We start from the raw sequence: 16536 nt of genomic DNA, 5'->3' as shown, positions 1-16536 counted from the left end.
CGTTCTATTCCTAAAAAACCGCTTTACTTGATATGAATTTCGGCGATGCACTCACGGTCTGTTACATCAAGCCGCTTGATTTCATAAAAATCAGCCAGTGAATGATGAAAGTCTTTAATACCGGTCAGCTTTGTGAATACGCCGTGGAAATCCAGAAAGATGACAAGCCGGTCGTCCGGACCGTCCGTCTGCAGCGTGATCGTCAGATGATTGTCGCCGCCTTTCAAAACGGCATCCTCAAAAGTCCCAAACAGCTTTCTGACGAAAACGACGAGCTTCTCTTCATAAGCTGACAAATCCCTGACCTGACCGATCACCTCATATTCAAGCGTCAGCGAATGGGCCATCCAGTTAAATGTAAGCAGCTCATACGCCGCACGCGGGATTTTAAGGTTTGAAAGCTTTGATTCATGCTGAGCTTCGATGACCACTTCATCAATAATTTCAAATACGCGGTCATACTTTTTTAATGTTAAGTTTCCTTTAATCAATTGCAGTTTATTCATCCAGTCGTGCCTTGAGTGGCTGAGCAGATGGATAAGCTCATGGGTCAAAGCCTTATCGTCCATATTCTTTTCTTGTTTTTTCGAAGTTTCTTCCATTTTTGCACTCCCAATCGTTTGTTCTCTATTTTAGGAGTCTGATTCAGTTTGTACTTTGAATTATAACAGAGAAGGCAGTATAAATGAAACACGTTTATATACTTTAAAGAAGCAGAATCAGAGCGGAAACCCGGCCTTTTCCAGGGGGCGGGAAGGTGTTTTTAAGCTAGTCACGGTGCTGTATGTAAAAAACTCCGGTCAGAACGACCGGAGTTTCGTTTAAAGGTTAGGCTACAGGATATACGCTCACTTTTTTGCGGTTACGGCCGAAACGTTCGAATTTAACAGTTCCGTCGACTTTTGCATATAGAGTGTCATCTCCGCCGCGCCCAACGTTTTCACCTGGATAGATTTTTGTTCCGCGCTGACGATAAAGGATGGAACCGCCAGATACGAATTGACCGTCTGCACGTTTAGCACCTAGGCGCTTCGCCTCAGAGTCACGTCCGTTCTTCGTTGAACCTACTCCTTTTTTAGATGCAAAAAACTGAAGATCTAATCTTAGCATGTAGCTCACCTCCTATATTCTGTTCGTCGTTACTTTTAAGTAACCTTTGTAGTCTCGTTCGATCGTTTCAAGGGAGACGATCATGCCTTCGAGAAGGAGCTGCGCCTTTTCAAAAGCCTCCCGATCCGTACCGTCCGGGAATCCGAAAGATAAAAATCCGCCGTCTTCCCCGAGGTCAATGACCGGCTCAATGCCCGTCAGCTTCATGACGGCATTAACAGCTCCAAAGGCGACCGCCGATGCCCCTGCACAAACGAGATCCTGACCATGTTCAGCAAAATTCGCATGTCCCGACATTTCAAAGCCTAAGATGTCTTTGTTCGATCGGGCTCTGGTAACCTTTGCATGAATCATATCATACACGCCTTAAGCGTTGATTTTTTCGATTACAACTTTAGTGTAAGGTTGACGATGACCTTGTTTTTTATGTTGGTTTTTCTTCGGCTTGTACTTAAATACGGTAATTTTTTTCGCGCGGCCTTGTTTTTCAACTTTGCCTGTTACCGTAGCGCCTTCAACCGTAGGGCTGCCAACTTTAACATTTTCACCGCCGACAAACAATACGTTGTCAAAAGTAACTGTTTCGCCGGCTTCAGCAGCAAGCTTTTCGACGTATACAGTTTGGCCTTCTTCAACTTTGATTTGTTTTCCGCCTGTTTGAATAATTGCGTACATCTCTGCACCTCCTAATAAACTAAGACTCGCCAGTCACAGGGGGCTAAGAAAGCACTTAACACCTGTGCTGAGCGGTTGTAGCACGGGTGCTACATCCATAACATTAAAAAATATACCAGAAAAGAGCTCGAGTGTCAATGTCTTTTAGAAGATGGATATAGTCAATAAACCAAAAGCAGATCTTCCATTGAGGAAGTCGTGCGCTTGTCTGTAAAATAAGCGTGGAGAACTTCGTTTTCATCAAGCTGGCTCAGTTTTTGTCCGTCCTTCTCAATAATGATCGGGTGTTTGCAGCCTCTTTTAAACAGGAGCATGACCTCATAAACCCGCTGTTCGGCGCACACCGTGATCGGGGCGAGGCGTCGCACTTCCCTCTCCTTTCCATAATACCGCTCAAGCAAAAAACGGATATGGGCGTAATGGCGATTGCGATATTCCTGGTAAAGGGATGCAGCCAAAAATACGAGGAGCACCCAAGCGCTCAGCTGTGACGGGGAAACCAACAAAATTGCCGCGATTAGAACAGCGCAGCAAAAGCATGACACAGCCAGCATCATCCGCTGTGCTTTCTGATACGGAAGGTGTTTTGAAAACAGCAAAAACAGCAGCTTCCCGCCGTCAAGCGGCCAAACCGGAAACAGATTAATCAAGAGGATGGTCAGATTGTAAAAGGTAAACGTTTCAAATATATGAGGGCTGACGAGCGAATTGACCGCCAAAAGCCAGGCAGCAAATTGAAGCCAGATATGCTGAACAGGCCCCGCGGCGATGACGGCCAGCTCTTCCTTTAACGGTCTGTTGCCATGTTCATCGACTTCAAGCGTTCCCCCAAAAGGCAGCAGGAAAATGCCTTTAATTCTCCATGAAAAATAAACGGCAGCAGCAGCGTGGCCAAGCTCGTGGATCAAAATAACGATCATTAAACATAACAGCGCTTTAATATGTCCTGTCATGATACCGATCGCCATGACAAGCCACAGCAGAGGGTGAATGTGAAGCTTGGTGAAGAGCTCCGTCCATTTATTCAAATGTGATCACCTGTATCGGATCAACAAATTCCTCGCCTTGTTTGATCGCAAAGTAATAGACACCTTTTTGATTTTTATCCTGCTTAATCGTTCCGAGCTTCGTTCCTTTATCTATAAAATCGTATAAAGCGACATTCGCTTTTTTCAGCTGACCGTAGTAGGTATAGCTGTTGTCCGCATGCTGCAAAACCACCGTCAGGCCCGTTTCCGGATTTTTGTCCACTTCAATGACATAGCCTTCCTTCATGCTGCGGATCGTTTCGTCTTCTGTTTCTACCTTAATGCCCTGGCCTGAGAATTTCTCCTGAACCTTTCCCATGGCAGGAACAGCGAGATCCTGATTCACCTCGACCTGGCCGGATGGTTTGTCGCCTTTCGGCTGAAAGAATGCGAGGGGATCGCCAAACTTGGATTCATACCAATTCTGGAGGGCCGCAAATTGGAACTCTTCAGTAAACACCTGGCTGATGACCGGTTTGATTTGGTTTGCGGGTTCAAACTGGCCTTTGTAGGCAATGGCGGACACAAGGACAAGGCATGCCGACAGAAGACATTTCATGATGAGCGCATCCGCTTTGACAAGAGGATGCTTCCCATTTATCAGCAGGGAGCTTCCTTCGGGCGGAGAGAAGTCTCCTCCCTTTTCATCTTCTGAAAAGGCTGTCCATGCAGGCGGCTTGACCGGCAGCTTTTTGCCGCCTGACGAAAAGGGCTGTTTGTCCGGCGTCTTCCGCTTTCTTTTCCTGGCCATTCTTTTTCGAATCTCATCTGCTCTATGACTCATAACCCTCATCCTTTACATTCAGGTTCGTTTGTTCAATGATATGCCTTGTCCCAGGGGATTATGACGGAACATTGACATAAAACCAAATGGTTTCATATAATGGATAGGAAACCATTTGGTTTTACTTTTTTCTAGGAGGTCTATTATGAGCAATCAACAAGTGCCTGATATACATAAACAGGCTGTTTTTCACGCATCGATAGAAAAAGTGTGGGAGGCCGTCGCCACCAGTGAAGGCATCGCCGCCTGGTTTATGCCAAATGATTTCCGTCCGGAGATCGGCTGTGAATTCACCTTGCAGTCTCCGTTCGGCCCCTCCCCGTGCAAAGTGATCGAGCTTGAAGCGCCGCATCGACTCGCATTCAGCTGGGATACATCGGGATGGATCGTCACATTTGAATTGAAAAAGCTATCTGCAGAAAAAACCGAATTTACCCTGATTCATTCAGGATGGGGCGCGCCGGAAGAAACGGTTTCAAAAGCGGGAGAAAAACAAGCGGATGTCCGCAATCGGATGAATGGCGGCTGGGAAGCGATCGTCAATCAAAAGCTGCGTCAGGCAGTTGAAGGCTCGTGACATCATCGGCCGTAAAACATGATGTGTTCCAAGCCGTTTCCGATCCCTCACGGCGAAAAATGCTGAAGCTCCTCGCCGGCAGAGAATTGCCTGTAACAGATATTAGCACTCATTTCCCGATGAGCCGGACGGCTGTTTCAAAGCATCTGAGAATTTTGTCAGAAGCCGGGCTTGTCAGCGGGAGAAAAGCGGGCAGAGAAAAACTGTACAGGCTTCATCCCGAACCTCTCGCGGAGCTGCAGCAATGGCTCGCCTACTTCGACATGTATTGGGACAATAAGCTTTCCTTGTTAAAGCACAAAGTCGAAAACGATCAATGAAACTGCAAAAAAAGCAATCTCGCTTTGGAGATTGCTTTTTTGCAAGTTAAGCGCGTACGCCGAAAAATGATTTAATCTTTGCGAAAACGCCTTTATTTTCTTCTTCAAACGACTGTAAAGGCACAGATTCGCCCAGCACGCGGCGGGCGATGTTCCGGTATGCGATTGAAGCTTTATTGTTCGGATCCATGACGACAGGCTCCCCGTTATTGGAAGCTTTAATCACTTCGTCATCATCCGCAACAATACCGATCAGTTCGATCGACAAGTGCTGAATGACTTCATCAACATCCAGCGTATCGCCGTTTTTCATTAAGTGGTTGCGGATCCGGTTGACGACAAGTCTCGGCGGCTCAATATTTTCTTCTTTTTCAAGCAGGCCGATGATCCGGTCGGCGTCACGAACAGCGGAGATTTCCGGTGTCGTCACGACAATCGCTTTGTCAGCGCCCGAGACCGCATTTTTATAACCTTGCTCAATCCCTGCAGGGCAGTCGATGACAATGTAGTCGAAGTCTTGTTTGAGCTGCTGCACAAGCTTGACCATCTGCTCGGGAAGAACAGCCGACTTATCGCTTGTCTGAGCGGCCGGGAGCAAATAAAGCAAATCATCGAAGCGTTTATCTTTCACAAGCGCCTGATGGATTTTGCATCGCTCCTCAACGACATCTACCAAATCATATATGATTCTATTTTCAAGGCCCATGACAACATCAAGATTGCGCAGGCCGATATCCGTGTCAACGAGACATACCCGTTTTCCCAATATGGCCAAGGCGGTGCCAAGATTTGCGGATGTCGTCGTTTTGCCTACTCCGCCTTTCCCCGAGGTTATTACGATAGCTTCACCCAATTTTACATTCCTCCCTCAAGCCTTGTTAAACTAGGTCTTAAATGAGCTAATTGCTGAAGGCGGTCAATGACCATATTCTCATTTTCATCTAAATAAGCACATTCCATGTCGTTCCCTTCTTGGATGTGGTCTGGGGAGCGATTGAGCACATGATTGATACGCAATTGAGTCGGTCTCATATCCGAAGCCGCAATAACAGCTCGTTTATTTCCATTAAAACCGGCGTGGGCAATCCCTCTTAATGAGCCGAGGATGAAAATATTCCCTCCGGCCTTCACCATTCCTCCCGGATTCACATCCCCAATCAGAAGCAAATCGCCCTCCGTTTCGAGGACTTGCCCTGAACGGACAATTTTAGCGACAGAAATAATTTCGCTTTCCGCTTTTAAACGGTTTGCTTCATCTTTGGTCATGACTTCACTTTCAATGGAGTGGATGAACAGATTTTGTTTCTCAGTGATCACATCGGTCAGGATCTGTTCTTGCTCCTCTGTCACATAACGGTGGCCGAGCTTAACGAGCACACTGATTTTCTGGCCTTTTCCATCCATATAATGTTCGAGTGACAGCATATCCTGAAGACCGTACAATAATTCTTCAAAAGAGCATGAGTCATCAAGATGAAGCGTCAATCCATTTTTCGTTCCTTTAATTGTTACGTATTGCTGCTTTTGGGTCTTCACGGTGTTCACCTCAACATCATACTCTTTTCGACATCGGCTCATAAAATCCTCTTTTACTCATTCCTCAGCTCTTTCTTAAGACTGGTAAAAAACCATTTGAACGGGTAAATGAGCAAAAGGCCACCAACGGCGTTCAGTCCAAGCGTAGGCAGGAGTCTGCCGAGCACAAATTGATGGAACGGCATGATTTCCGGACGTATCAGCATCTGCACGCCATATTGGTAAAATTCAAGAACACAGACGGCGAGCAGCGAAATAAAAATGACGACCAGCGCGTTTGTCTGCAATACTTTGAATGCTTTTGACGATAAATGGCAAATACCGGCAAAACCGAACATATATACACCTAAAAGGTCGGTGTAATTAATATCATATAACAGTCCGAAAATAAATCCATATGTAATGGCAAAAGGCTGATTGACATAAGCCGTCATAAAAACTAAGACAAGCAGCAGAAAACGCGGTATGAGCTGCTGTTCTTCCGTCACAAAAGGCAGGTTGACAAAATCCGCATAGACGCTGTCAGATACTAAAACAAACATCATAACGACGGGAAGAAGGAAGCGTTTCACGAACCTTCCTCCTCATCGTCCATCTTGTCGACATCCACCGTATCAAGCGTTCTGTCGACGACGATGACGTTATCAAGGTTATACATATCGGCCGCCGGCTCTACATAAGCGATTTTCGTCAAGCCGTAGGAATCGGGTTCCACCTCTGTCACTTTTCCGATTGTCAGGCCTTTCGGAAAAACGCCGCCCGCGCCGGAAGTTTCGACGAGGTCTCCTTTTTTCACTTCCCTGTCTTCATCAGGCTCAATGATTTCCATTGACAGCGCCTTTTTCTCGGAGTCGTAGCCGTTGATGATTCCGTTGACCGTTTTCTTGCCTTTATTTGCAGCGATAACCGTAGAAATTCTGTTGTTTCTGTCTGTTGCGCTTAAAAGCTGGACGGTGGAAGTGAAATTGTTCACTTTTGTGCTTTTGATTTTTCCGATCAAGTTGCCGTTTTCATCTGTGACCGCCATATCCTTTTCGACGCCGTGCTTAGAACCTTTGTTAATCGTGATCAGGTTCCACCACTCATACTTATCGGGATTTCTGGCGATAACGGTCGCCAGAATCGGCGTATAGTCTTTAATTGATTTCAAATGGCCGAGCTCTTTTCTTAAAGACTTATTTTCATTTTCAAGCTCTTGCAGCTTTGCCTCGTATTGCGTCTGGCCGTCGAGCTTTTTCCGCAGGCGCTCATTTTCGCTGTACGTATTTTTTAAGTCTTCGATATTTTCAAAGAAGCCCGCAAAAAATTGAGCGGGCGTATGAAAAATCGTCTGGAATACACCAGTTGTATCGCCAATAAATTTTTCGGGCCAAGTTGCATTCCGGTCATTCTTTAACGAAAATCCAATCATTGCCACTAAAATGATGATACAAAGGAGTAAAAGCATCAACCGTTTATTCGTAAAAAACTGCGGCATGATTATACACCTCTTCTATTCCCTGTGTCCTTAATTTTTGCCTTTAAATAGATGAATTTGCTCGAGAGCTTTACCTGTTCCGATCGCTACACAGTCAAGAGGGTCTTCCGCAATTAAAACCGGCATTTTCGTTTCTTCGCTGATGACTTTGTCCAAGTGGCGCAGCAGCGCACCGCCTCCCGTCAGGACGATTCCGCGGTCCATAATATCAGCCGCGAGTTCAGGCGGAGTTTTTTCAAGCGTATTTTTTACGGCATCGACAATTGCAGTCACAGTGTCGCGAAGCGCCGCTGTAATTTCTTTTTCAGTGATTTCAATCGTTTTCGGCAGACCTGTTAAAAGATCGCGGCCGCGGATTTCCATGCTTTCTCCGTTTTCAGAAGCTTCGGCAGAACCGATTTCAAGTTTGATCGCTTCCGCAGTACGGTCACCGATCATCAAGTTATATGTTTTTCTAATATAAGTAATGATTGCTTCATCCATTTCATCACCGGCAACGCGGATAGACTGGGATGTGACGATGCCGCCGAGAGAAATAATCGCGACTTCGGTCGTTCCGCCGCCGATGTCGACCACCATGCTTCCAGTCGGTTCCCAAACAGGAAGATTGGCTCCGATCGCCGCTGCAAACGGTTCTTCAATCGGATATGCATCTCTCGCCCCGGCCTGGCGCGTGGCGTCGATAACCGCACGCTGCTCAACCGCCGTAATTCCCGACGGGACACAAACCATGACATACGGCTTTCTCGCAAATAAGCCTTTGTTTTTAACAGCTTTGCTAATATAATGTTTCATCATTGTCGCTGTTGTTTCATAATCAGCGATTACGCCATCTTTCATCGGGCGGAGGGCGACGACATTGCCGGGCGTACGTCCGATCATGTTTTTCGCATCGTTTCCGACTGCAACGATCTGCTTTGTATCTGTTTGCAGCGCAACGACGGAAGGCTCCCTGACGACAATTCCTTTACCTTTCACAAAAACAAGCGTATTCGCCGTTCCTAAATCTATTCCAAGGTCTCTCGCACCAATTCCAAACATTTGTATGTATCTTCCTTTCTTAAAACAATATTCCTAAGCAAAAACCCATAAATTCTATTATAGCTTAATTTAATGAAAAAAAAAGTGTTACAAATATCCTTTTTCTTTTAAGCTCACAAATTTTTGATCACCGATGATGATATGATCGAGCAATTCAATTCCAAGCAGCTGTCCGGACTCGTGAAGGCGCTGTGTAACTTCTATGTCTTCGCGGCTTGGAGCCGGATCTCCGGACGGATGATTGTGGACGCAGATGAATGAGGCTGCGGAGCGCTTTAAAGCTTCCTTAAACACTTCCCTCGGATGGACGATTGAAGAGTTCAAGCTTCCTATAAAAATTGTTCGCTTGTGGATCACCTGGTTTTTCGTGTTCAGATACAGGCATACGAAGTGCTCCTGAGACAGAAAGCGCATATCCCCCATTAAAAAATTGGCCGCATCTTCGGGAAAACGGATCACATAACGGTCTTTGCAGGCAAGACTGTGAATGCGCCGGCCAATTTCGAGCGCCGCCAAAATCTGCACGGCTTTGGCGCGGCCGATCCCGGAAATGCTTGAAAGCTCCTCAGCGGATGCTTCTTTTAACAAACGGAGGCCGTCAAACGTTTGAAGCAGCCGGCTTGAAAGCTGAAGAACCGATTCTTTTTTCGTCCCGGTCCTGAGCAGTATCGCGAGCAGTTCATGGTTTGACAAACTTTCGGCGCCTGTGTTGAGAAGGCGTTCCCGCGGCCTTTCTTCATCAGGAAAATCCTTTAATTTCAATGGCAGATCGCTTATGATAAACCCTCCCTTTTGATTCCCTTCTCGTTCGGTTCATCAAAAGGAGTGTAGATCAAACGTTTTCAGCATTCTCATCGTTTTGGAAATCGGAAGACCCACAACTGTATAATAGTCTCCCTTTATCTGTTTGACAAAAAGCGCGCCTTTTCCTTGTATTCCGTATGAACCGGCTTTATCAAACGGCTCTCCCGTAGCGATGTAAGCGCTGATTTCCTTTTCTTCAAGAGGCCAAAAAGAGACTTCGGTTTCTTCAAAAAATGTTTCGCATCTCTCGCCGTCTTTAATGCAGACGCCGGTGAGCACTGAATGGGTCTTTCCCGAAAGCATGCTCAGCATCCTTTTTGCATCTTTGGGCTTGCCCAAATAAGCCCCGTCATAAAGAACAATAGTGTCGGCGCCAAGCACGACGGCATCAGGATATTGTTCGGCTACTGCACGCACTTTTTGTTCCGCCAACCATTTGACGTTTTCTGCTGGTGAAAAGTTTCGAATTAATTTTTCTTCCGTGTTGCTCGTAACGATGCTGTACGGAATCTGCAGGAGATCGAGGAGTTCCTTTCTGCGGGGTGATTGTGAAGCCAATATGAGCTGTCGGGCCATAAGAAGACATCCTTTCAAAGGTTTTTGCATAGGAAAAAAAGATACCTGTTTTATCCTACCAAAAGAACGCCGCCGCCACAATTTCAGAAAAGTAACTTTTTAATGACAAAAATCGTGAAAATAAAAAAACCTCTCGCCCTCTGATATGCTCCTCTAAAAGTAGACAGATGAAATAAAAATTTTATGGCTGGGAAATGGTACACGATAGAAGAAAAACTGAACATTCTGTCAGAATGTGATCAGGGAAATGCTTCGCTGAAAGAGATTGCGGACAAGTATGGTGTTCACGTTTTACAACCACGATCGTCTACAAGTAAAACTAAACGGCCTCAGCCCGGCGGAATACAGGGCTAAAGCCGTCTAGTGTGTTTTCGTTATTTCCACTGTCTACTTGACAGGGGGCCGTTCACTCTGCCGTTTTTTTATTTTATTTGGCTCAGCAATAGCTGCTGGCTTTTCCAGCCGTTGGCTGCGGTCGGTTTCTCCAGCAGGTTGACGGCTTCCAGTATGCTCTTCTTTACCTCGTCAGATTCTCCTTTTGATTTGGCGCCGTCAAGTTCAGCTTTGACATCAGCTATGTTTTGAGATGTAACCTCCGCGCCGAGAATCGCTTTTGCCGACAGCTCAGCCGCTTCTTTAAAAGGCTCCAGCAAACCGGGCTCGAGTGCAACCGGAAGCTCTTTTCCGCCCCACGCTTCAAAATCGTTTTCGATTAATATTTTGCCAATTTCAGATGTCATCTGTTTTTCCCCCGTTATTCCGGCGATCACATAAAATCCGTCGTCCTTGGCAATCGAAACGGCGGCATACCCCTTGTCTGCGATTTGAGAGGCCAGCGTCTCCGCTCCTTCTTTAGATGAAAACTTGCCGGCCTGAACGGCAAAGCTTTTAAAAGATTCTCCCGCTTGTCCGCTATTTTTTTCTCCGCTCTTTTTCTCTTCGGCACCTGAGTCACCGGCTTTAACCGTCTGTCCGTTTTCCGCATCTGCCCCCAGGCTGCCGGATGCCGGCACTCCTTCTTTATGGGTTGCGAGATTCAGCGCAAACAGCCCGAGTCCCGTGCCCAGCAACACAGCAAAGATAATGGTTGCAGCAAAGCGCTTCAAAGGATACGTAAGGGACGTTTTCGCTTTTCGGTTGTTTTTGGCCTCGTTTTTCTTTTGATAAGGCGCCACCACTTTGGGATCGTCTTTGTACACGGTTTCTTCTTCGTCTGGAGGCGTCCATGTAAATTCATCTGTTTCAGGTGTGCCGTCCTCTTTTGAAGCCGATATTTCCCGTTCCGCCTTTCTCTTTTCTTCCCAGTTTGAAAAGGTGAACTTCTTTTCTTCATTTCTGTTGGAAAACTCTTTTTCATTTCCGTAGATGGTCTCTTCTCTGCCATTGATCATCACTTTAAGCGGGTCTTCCTGGGGCGCTTTTTTAGCTGAGTTTTTCTTGCTTTTCCGTTTTTTCATGTGCTTCCCTCGCTTTCCGTTTATTGTTTTATATTGAGATTAGGCGGCAGATTGGCCGCTCTCTATACGATCGGCAGAGGGAAGCCAGAAGGAAGGAGGAGTTCTCCCAAAGGCTGTCCCTCTTATTGTCCACACTTTATCACAGCCTCAAAAAAAAAGAACAAGACTTTTGTCGTCTTGCCCAAAAAGGTTTCGTCAAATTTTTTACCACCGTGCCATTTGAAGGTACCACTCGATCATTGGATTGCCATAAAAACAGCTTATCAGCGTCCCGATCAGAATCGCGGGAGCAAACGGCATAGGTTCATTTTTCTTTAGCTTGCCTGCCAGCAGCGCAATAAGACCAAGCACCGTTCCTGCGGCTGCCGAAAGGAAAAAAGCGAGAATGAGGAGGCGGCTGCCGAGCGCCATGCCGAGCACCGCAAACAGCTTTACGTCCCCCCAGCCGATCCCTCCTTTCGTCAAAAGCAGCGTCAAGAGCGGAAGCATGCCGCCGGCAAACACACCGCTCAAACCGGAATGCCACGGCTCGAGGGGAACAAGAAACCGTCCGACAGCAAAGACAATCAGGAAAAAACAAAGAACAGCATCCGGAATGACCATATGTGTCACATCAGATACAAAGACAATCAAAAGCAGGGAAATAAGAGCAAGCACAATCACCAGCTCCCCCTGATGCCCAACGTGCATGCCGGCAAACGCAAACAGGATGGCGGCGGAGAGCTCAACTGCCGGATACACGATCGATATCGGGGTTTGACACCCCTTGCACCTCCCCCGCTGCATCAAATAGGACAAAACAGGTATCAGCTCCGAGAGGCCCAGCTTTCTTTTGCAAGCCCGGCAGAGGGAACGCGGAGCAATCAATGATATCTTTTCAGGAATGCGGCGCCCGGCCGAACTAAAAAAGGAACCGAGCACTAACCCCGCCGTAAAAAGGTAAAAGATGAACATCACCATCAGCCTCGCACAATCAAATTTAACCGCTTCATGGGAAAGAGCGGCTTCCTGAGGCTGTTATTTTAGCAAATATGAAGCGCCTCCGCTTTTCATAAAACATAAAAATGCGCCGTCAGCCGATGGCCAAAAGCGCATTTTTATGTTTTTTATTCAGTTAAAGCTGCCCTGACGGCGGAAATAAAGTAAAGCGACCCGGTAACAACGACCACCGCTTTTTCATCTTCAGCTTGTTCTTCGATATAGCGGAAAACAGAGCCTATGTCTTCATCACATGTTTTATGATCAGCGGTACTTTGCTCAAACAGCTTTTGAGCAGATTCCGCTCTCGGAAAATCAAAAGATGTGAAGTGAATCGATGATGCAAACGACTCGATTTTGCGGATCATGTCTCTGTACGGCTTATCTTTGAGAGCGCTGAAGCATACGTGAATATTCCGCCCGTCGAAGTGGGACGTGATCGTCTCGGCAAGCCGCTCTACACCTTCTTTGTTATGAGCGCCGTCGATATAAACAAGAGGCCTGTTCAATACCTTCTCAAACCGGCCGGGCCATCCCGCCTTATGAATGCCGCGTTTCAGCTCTTCTTCGCCGATGGCCGCATTTTTTTCGGCTGTCAGCCATTCGGCCGCAAGTATGGCCAAAGACGCGTTTTGCCGCTGATGGGTGCCGATCAGGCTTGTTTCAATTCCTTCATAACGATGCAACGGTGTTTTCAGTGAAAATTGCTCTCCATCGGGCAGTGAACGCTCTCCGTACAGCTCGCAATCCTCATGAAGGGATATAAAAGCAGATTCTGTCTCCATCGCCTTTCGCTTTATCACTTCAGCTGCTTCACGCTGATGAACGGCTGTGATAACAGGAACGCCGCGTTTGATGATCCCCGCCTTTTCTGCGGCAATCTCTTTCAGCGTACCGCCTAATATCGCCGTATGGTCATGGCCGATCGAAGTGATGACCGTTAACAGCGGCTTCACGACGTTTGTCGAATCCAAACGGCCGCCTAATCCCGTTTCAAAAATAACAAAATTGGTGCTCCGGTATTTAGCAAAATATAAAAATGCGCATGCCGTAATAATTTCAAATTCGGTGGCGGCTCCGAATTCGGTTTTTTCAAGCTCAAGGACGAGAGGCCCGACCTCATTAAAGAGCGCCGTCCATTCGTCGTCCGAGATCGGTGCGCCGTCAACGCTGATCCGTTCGTTAAAGGTAATGATATACGGTGATGTGAAGGTGCCTGCTGTATAACCGGCTTCATTTAATACCGTACGGAGAAAAGCGATCGTTGAACCTTTTCCGTTTGTTCCAGCGACATGAATCGCATTGAGCTTTTTCTCGGGGTGTCCGAGCTTTCTCAGCAGCCATTCCATTCGTTCCAAACCCGGCTTCACGCCGAATTTAAGCCTTCCGTTAATCCAGCTGAGTGCTTCATCAAACGTTTTGAACAAGCGCATTCCTTCCCTTCAATTGATGAAGGTGTTTTCCAGCACCTTTAGAAAGACCTGGAAAACACCTCCTTTTTTCGTGTTATTAATTTTTCAATTCGGCGATTCTTTTTTCTACAGCTTCACGTTTTGCCGTATAATCGGCTTCTTTCGCCCGCTCTTCTTCAATGACATGTGCAGGCGCTTTTTTCATAAATCCTTCGTTGCTTAATTTCTTCTGAACCCGTTCAACTTCTTTCGTCAGCTTATCGAGTTCTTTTTGCAGGCGGCTGATTTCTTCCTCAATGTTAATCAGACCTTCGAGCGGCAAAATCAGCTCGGCGCCGGATACGACAGCGGTCATCGCTTTATCGACCGCTTGAATATCCGTTCCGATTTGAAGAAGGCTCGGATTCGTAAAGCGTTCCACGTACGAACGGTTTTCTTCAAGTCGTTCGGCGATTTCCGGCGTGCTTGTTTTAATATAAAGCTCAATCTGCTTGCTGAGCGGCGTGTTGACTTCGCTGCGGATGTTCCGTACAGCGCGGATGACTTCAACGAGAAGCTTCATATCCGCCGCTGCTTCGGTGTCCGTATATTCTTTAACAGCTTCAGGCCACTTGGCGACTGTAATGGATTCCCCTTCGTGAGGAAGATGCTGCCAGATCTCCTCCGTCAGGAAAGGCATAAACGGATGCAACAGGCGCATCGTTTGATCCAGCACATACGCTAAAATGGAGCGGGTCGTCTTTTTCGCCGCTTCATCTTCACCGTAAAGCGGAAGTTTAGCCATTTCGATGTACCAGTCGCAGAAATCATCCCAGATAAAATTGTAGAGATGGCGGCCAACCTCGCCGAATTCGTACTTGTCAGCCAGCTGTGTCACAGTTTCAATCGTTTCATTCAACCTTGTTAAAATCCACTTATCGGCAACTGATTTTTCTCCTGACAGATCAAGCTCTTCGTATGTCATGCCGTCCATGTTCATCAGGGCGAATCTTGATGCGTTCCAAATCTTGTTCGCAAAATTCCATGTTGACTCCACTTTTTCAAAGCTGAAGCGTAAATCCTGCCCCGGAGAGCTTCCCGTCGCAAGGAAGTAGCGCAGCGAATCCGCTCCGTACTTATCGATCACATCCATCGGATCGACGCCGTTTCCGAGCGATTTGCTCATTTTGCGGCCCTGGTCGTCGCGGATGAGCCCGTGGATCAAAACATCTTTAAACGGACGTTCTCCGGTAAATTCGATACCTTGGAAGATCATTCTGGATACCCAGAAGAAAATAATATCATATCCTGTGACAAGGACGTTCGTCGGATAGTAACGCTTGAAATCTTCCTCATCGATATCCGGCCAGCCCATTGTTGAAAACGGCCAAAGAGCGGAACTGAACCATGTGTCAAGAACGTCTTTGTCCTGCTCCCAGTTTTCGGCATCTTCCGGAGCTTCAGCGCCCACATAGATTTCCCCCGTTTCTTTATGGTACCACGCAGGAATCCGGTGGCCCCACCAAAGCTGGCGGGAAATGCACCAGTCGCGGATATTTTCCATCCAGTGCAGATACGTTTTTTCAAAACGGTCAGGGACGAAGTTGACTTTTCCTTCGCTTTTTTGCAATTCGATGGCGGCATCGGCAAGCGGCTGCATTTGCACGAACCACTGCGTTGACAAATACGGCTCAACGACTGCTCCGCTGCGTTCGCTGTGGCCGACCGAATGCGTATGCTCTTCAATCTTGAACAGCACGCCCTCTTCCTGAAGATCTTTCACGATCTGCTTGCGGCATTCAAAACGGTCCATGCCTTTATATTGAAGCGCCTTGTCATTCATTGTGCCGTCTTCATTCATAACGAGAATGCGTTCAAGGTTGTGGCGGTTTCCGATTTCAAAGTCGTTCGGATCATGGGCAGGCGTAATTTTGACGGCACCTGAGCCGAATTCCATATCGACGTAGTCGTCTCCGACAATCGGAATTTCTCTTCCCGTGATCGGCAGAATAACCGTTTTTCCGATCAGGTGTTTGTACCGCTCGTCTTCCGGATGTACCGCAACCGCTGTATCGCCGAGCATCGTTTCCGGACGGGTCGTCGCAATTTCAATCGAGCCTGAACCGTCTTTCAGCGGATAGCGCATATGATAGAACGCGCCTTGTACGTCTTTATAGATGACTTCGATGTCAGACAGAGCCGTTTTAGTGGCCGGGTCCCAGTTAATGATATATTCTCCGCGGTAAATCAGCCCTTTTTCATATAGCTTTACAAATACTTCGCGAACCGCTTTAGAAAGCCCTTTATCAAGGGTGAAACGCTCCCTTGAATAGTCGAGGCCAAGGCCGATTTTCGCCCATTGGCTGCGAATAAAATCGGCATATTCCTCTTTCCATTTCCATGTTTCTTCAAGGAATTTTTCGCGGCCGAGATCATAGCGCGTTTTTCCTTCTTCGCGAAGCTTCGCTTCTACTTTTGCCTGAGTTGCAATACCGGCGTGATCCATACCCGGCAGCCAGAGCACGTCATAGCCCTGCATCCGTTTCATTCTTGTCACGATATCCTGCAAGGTGGAATCCCAAGCATGCCCCAAGTGCAGCTTACCCGTCACATTCGGCGGGGGAATGACAACAGTGTACGGTTCTTTTTCAGGGTCGTTTTTCGCTTCGAAAAATTTGCCGTTCACCCAATAGTCGTATCTGTCTTTTTCAACTGCAGACGGATCGTATTTTGTCGGCATCGTCAGTTCTTGATTATCCATTTTCAAACCTCCAACAGTATT

General features: G+C 47.0%; 19 protein-coding genes and 1 other annotated feature. Of the genes, 2 read left to right on the top strand and 17 right to left on the bottom strand.

Translation table 11 applies throughout. The features are described 5' to 3' along the window. Positions 1-23: 23 nt before the first annotated feature. The 6 genes from ACVC9U_RS04685 to ACVC9U_RS04660 all read right to left on the bottom strand — a co-directional run bounded on the left by ACVC9U_RS04685 (position 24) and on the right by ACVC9U_RS04660 (position 3597). Positions 24-602, bottom strand: coding sequence for a sporulation initiation phosphotransferase B (locus ACVC9U_RS04685; protein WP_075752039.1), 579 nt, complete (start codon positions 600-602; stop codon positions 24-26). A 226-nt stretch (positions 603-828) separates the two neighbouring features. Further along, positions 829-1110 (bottom strand): 50S ribosomal protein L27, encoded by a 282-nt coding sequence (rpmA, locus tag ACVC9U_RS04680; RefSeq protein WP_003184023.1) that lies wholly within the window; start codon positions 1108-1110, stop codon positions 829-831. Between the two features lie 12 nt (positions 1111-1122). After that, positions 1123-1464 carry a ribosomal-processing cysteine protease Prp gene (locus ACVC9U_RS04675; protein WP_035338334.1) on the bottom strand — a complete coding sequence of 114 codons (342 nt, stop codon included), beginning with the start codon at positions 1462-1464 and terminating at the stop codon, positions 1123-1125. A gap of 12 nt (positions 1465-1476) precedes the next feature. Continuing rightward, positions 1477-1785 (bottom strand): 50S ribosomal protein L21, encoded by a 309-nt coding sequence (gene rplU / locus ACVC9U_RS04670; RefSeq protein WP_003184027.1) that lies wholly within the window; start codon positions 1783-1785, stop codon positions 1477-1479. A gap of 12 nt (positions 1786-1797) precedes the next feature. Further along, positions 1798-1872: a sequence feature (ribosomal protein L21 leader region), on the bottom strand. A 74-nt stretch (positions 1873-1946) separates the two neighbouring features. Further along, positions 1947-2813 (bottom strand): M50 family metallopeptidase, encoded by an 867-nt coding sequence (locus tag ACVC9U_RS04665; RefSeq protein WP_075752038.1) that lies wholly within the window; start codon positions 2811-2813, stop codon positions 1947-1949. Then, entirely contained in the window at positions 2806-3597 is a 792-nt protein-coding gene (locus tag ACVC9U_RS04660; protein WP_075752037.1) for a peptidoglycan DD-metalloendopeptidase family protein, read from the bottom strand. Before ACVC9U_RS04660 ends, ACVC9U_RS04665 begins: the two co-directional genes overlap by 8 nt. Before the next feature lie 145 nt (positions 3598-3742). Here ACVC9U_RS04660 and ACVC9U_RS04655 point away from each other — a divergent pair, with 145 nt between their 5' ends. Beyond that, positions 3743-4174: an SRPBCC family protein gene (locus ACVC9U_RS04655; RefSeq protein ID WP_035338321.1), complete on the top strand. Its 432-nt coding sequence runs from the start codon at positions 3743-3745 to the stop codon at positions 4172-4174. Beyond that, complete coding sequence (locus tag ACVC9U_RS04650; protein WP_023855421.1) at positions 4171-4494, top strand: ArsR/SmtB family transcription factor; 324 nt, start codon at positions 4171-4173, stop codon at positions 4492-4494. The genes ACVC9U_RS04655 and ACVC9U_RS04650 overlap by 4 nt, the downstream gene beginning before the upstream one ends. A 46-nt stretch (positions 4495-4540) precedes the next feature. Here the strand turns inward: ACVC9U_RS04650 and minD are convergent, their stop codons facing one another. The 11 genes from minD to ACVC9U_RS04595 all read right to left on the bottom strand — a co-directional run bounded on the left by minD (position 4541) and on the right by ACVC9U_RS04595 (position 16515). Continuing rightward, on the bottom strand, positions 4541-5347 hold the full coding sequence (minD, locus tag ACVC9U_RS04645; protein ID WP_020452447.1) for a septum site-determining protein MinD: 807 nt from the start codon (positions 5345-5347) through the stop codon (positions 4541-4543). A gap of 2 nt (positions 5348-5349) precedes the next feature. Next, entirely contained in the window at positions 5350-6030 is a 681-nt protein-coding gene (gene minC / locus ACVC9U_RS04640) for a septum site-determining protein MinC (RefSeq protein ID WP_075752505.1), read from the bottom strand. Between the two features lie 53 nt (positions 6031-6083). Beyond that, on the bottom strand, positions 6084-6602 hold the full coding sequence (gene mreD, locus ACVC9U_RS04635; RefSeq protein WP_441390154.1) for a rod shape-determining protein MreD: 519 nt from the start codon (positions 6600-6602) through the stop codon (positions 6084-6086). Next, positions 6599-7507: a rod shape-determining protein MreC gene (gene mreC, locus ACVC9U_RS04630; protein WP_017474373.1), complete on the bottom strand. Its 909-nt coding sequence runs from the start codon at positions 7505-7507 to the stop codon at positions 6599-6601. The genes mreD and mreC overlap by 4 nt, the downstream gene beginning before the upstream one ends. Positions 7508-7537: 30 nt before the next feature. Beyond that, the gene (locus ACVC9U_RS04625; RefSeq protein ID WP_003184042.1) at positions 7538-8548 is read right to left on the bottom strand and encodes a rod shape-determining protein; all 1011 of its coding nucleotides are present in this window, start codon (positions 8546-8548) and stop codon (positions 7538-7540) included. Between the two features lie 87 nt (positions 8549-8635). Beyond that, positions 8636-9310, bottom strand: a complete 675-nt coding sequence (gene radC / locus ACVC9U_RS04620; RefSeq protein WP_075752036.1) for a RadC family protein — start codon at positions 9308-9310, stop codon at positions 8636-8638. Between the two features lie 54 nt (positions 9311-9364). Then, positions 9365-9928 (bottom strand): Maf family protein, encoded by a 564-nt coding sequence (locus ACVC9U_RS04615; RefSeq protein WP_441390153.1) that lies wholly within the window; start codon positions 9926-9928, stop codon positions 9365-9367. A gap of 422 nt (positions 9929-10350) precedes the next feature. Then, positions 10351-11385 (bottom strand): SPOR domain-containing protein, encoded by a 1035-nt coding sequence (locus tag ACVC9U_RS04610; protein WP_075752034.1) that lies wholly within the window; start codon positions 11383-11385, stop codon positions 10351-10353. A 204-nt stretch (positions 11386-11589) separates the two neighbouring features. After that, positions 11590-12339: a prepilin peptidase gene (locus ACVC9U_RS04605; RefSeq protein WP_075752033.1), complete on the bottom strand. Its 750-nt coding sequence runs from the start codon at positions 12337-12339 to the stop codon at positions 11590-11592. A 152-nt stretch (positions 12340-12491) separates the two neighbouring features. Continuing rightward, positions 12492-13790 carry a bifunctional folylpolyglutamate synthase/dihydrofolate synthase gene (locus tag ACVC9U_RS04600; protein WP_305954529.1) on the bottom strand — a complete coding sequence of 433 codons (1299 nt, stop codon included), beginning with the start codon at positions 13788-13790 and terminating at the stop codon, positions 12492-12494. Between the two features lie 82 nt (positions 13791-13872). Further along, positions 13873-16515, bottom strand: coding sequence for a valine--tRNA ligase (locus ACVC9U_RS04595; protein ID WP_075752031.1), 2643 nt, complete (start codon positions 16513-16515; stop codon positions 13873-13875). Positions 16516-16536 lie beyond the last annotated feature (21 nt).

Source organism: Bacillus sp. GM2, assembly GCF_056155945.1.
This window is presented reverse-complemented; position numbering and strand designations above follow the sequence as displayed.

Coding starts and splice junctions, on each gene's coding strand:
- ACVC9U_RS04675 (WP_035338334.1), bottom strand. CDS start 1,464: ATGATTCATGCAAAGGTTACCAGAGCCCGATCGAACAAAGACATCTTA.
- ACVC9U_RS04605 (WP_075752033.1), bottom strand. CDS start 12,339: ATGTTCATCTTTTACCTTTTTACGGCGGGGTTAGTGCTCGGTTCCTTT.
- ACVC9U_RS04595 (WP_075752031.1), bottom strand. CDS start 16,515: ATGGATAATCAAGAACTGACGATGCCGACAAAATACGATCCGTCTGCA.
- mreC (WP_017474373.1), bottom strand. CDS start 7,507: ATGCCGCAGTTTTTTACGAATAAACGGTTGATGCTTTTACTCCTTTGT.
- ACVC9U_RS04615 (WP_441390153.1), bottom strand. CDS start 9,928: ATGGCCCGACAGCTCATATTGGCTTCACAATCACCCCGCAGAAAGGAA.
- ACVC9U_RS04655 (WP_035338321.1), top strand. CDS start 3,743: ATGAGCAATCAACAAGTGCCTGATATACATAAACAGGCTGTTTTTCAC.
- ACVC9U_RS04660 (WP_075752037.1), bottom strand. CDS start 3,597: ATGAGTCATAGAGCAGATGAGATTCGAAAAAGAATGGCCAGGAAAAGA.
- ACVC9U_RS04625 (WP_003184042.1), bottom strand. CDS start 8,548: ATGTTTGGAATTGGTGCGAGAGACCTTGGAATAGATTTAGGAACGGCG.
- rplU (WP_003184027.1), bottom strand. CDS start 1,785: ATGTACGCAATTATTCAAACAGGCGGAAAACAAATCAAAGTTGAAGAA.
- ACVC9U_RS04685 (WP_075752039.1), bottom strand. CDS start 602: ATGGAAGAAACTTCGAAAAAACAAGAAAAGAATATGGACGATAAGGCT.
- ACVC9U_RS04610 (WP_075752034.1), bottom strand. CDS start 11,385: ATGAAAAAACGGAAAAGCAAGAAAAACTCAGCTAAAAAAGCGCCCCAG.
- rpmA (WP_003184023.1), bottom strand. CDS start 1,110: ATGCTAAGATTAGATCTTCAGTTTTTTGCATCTAAAAAAGGAGTAGGT.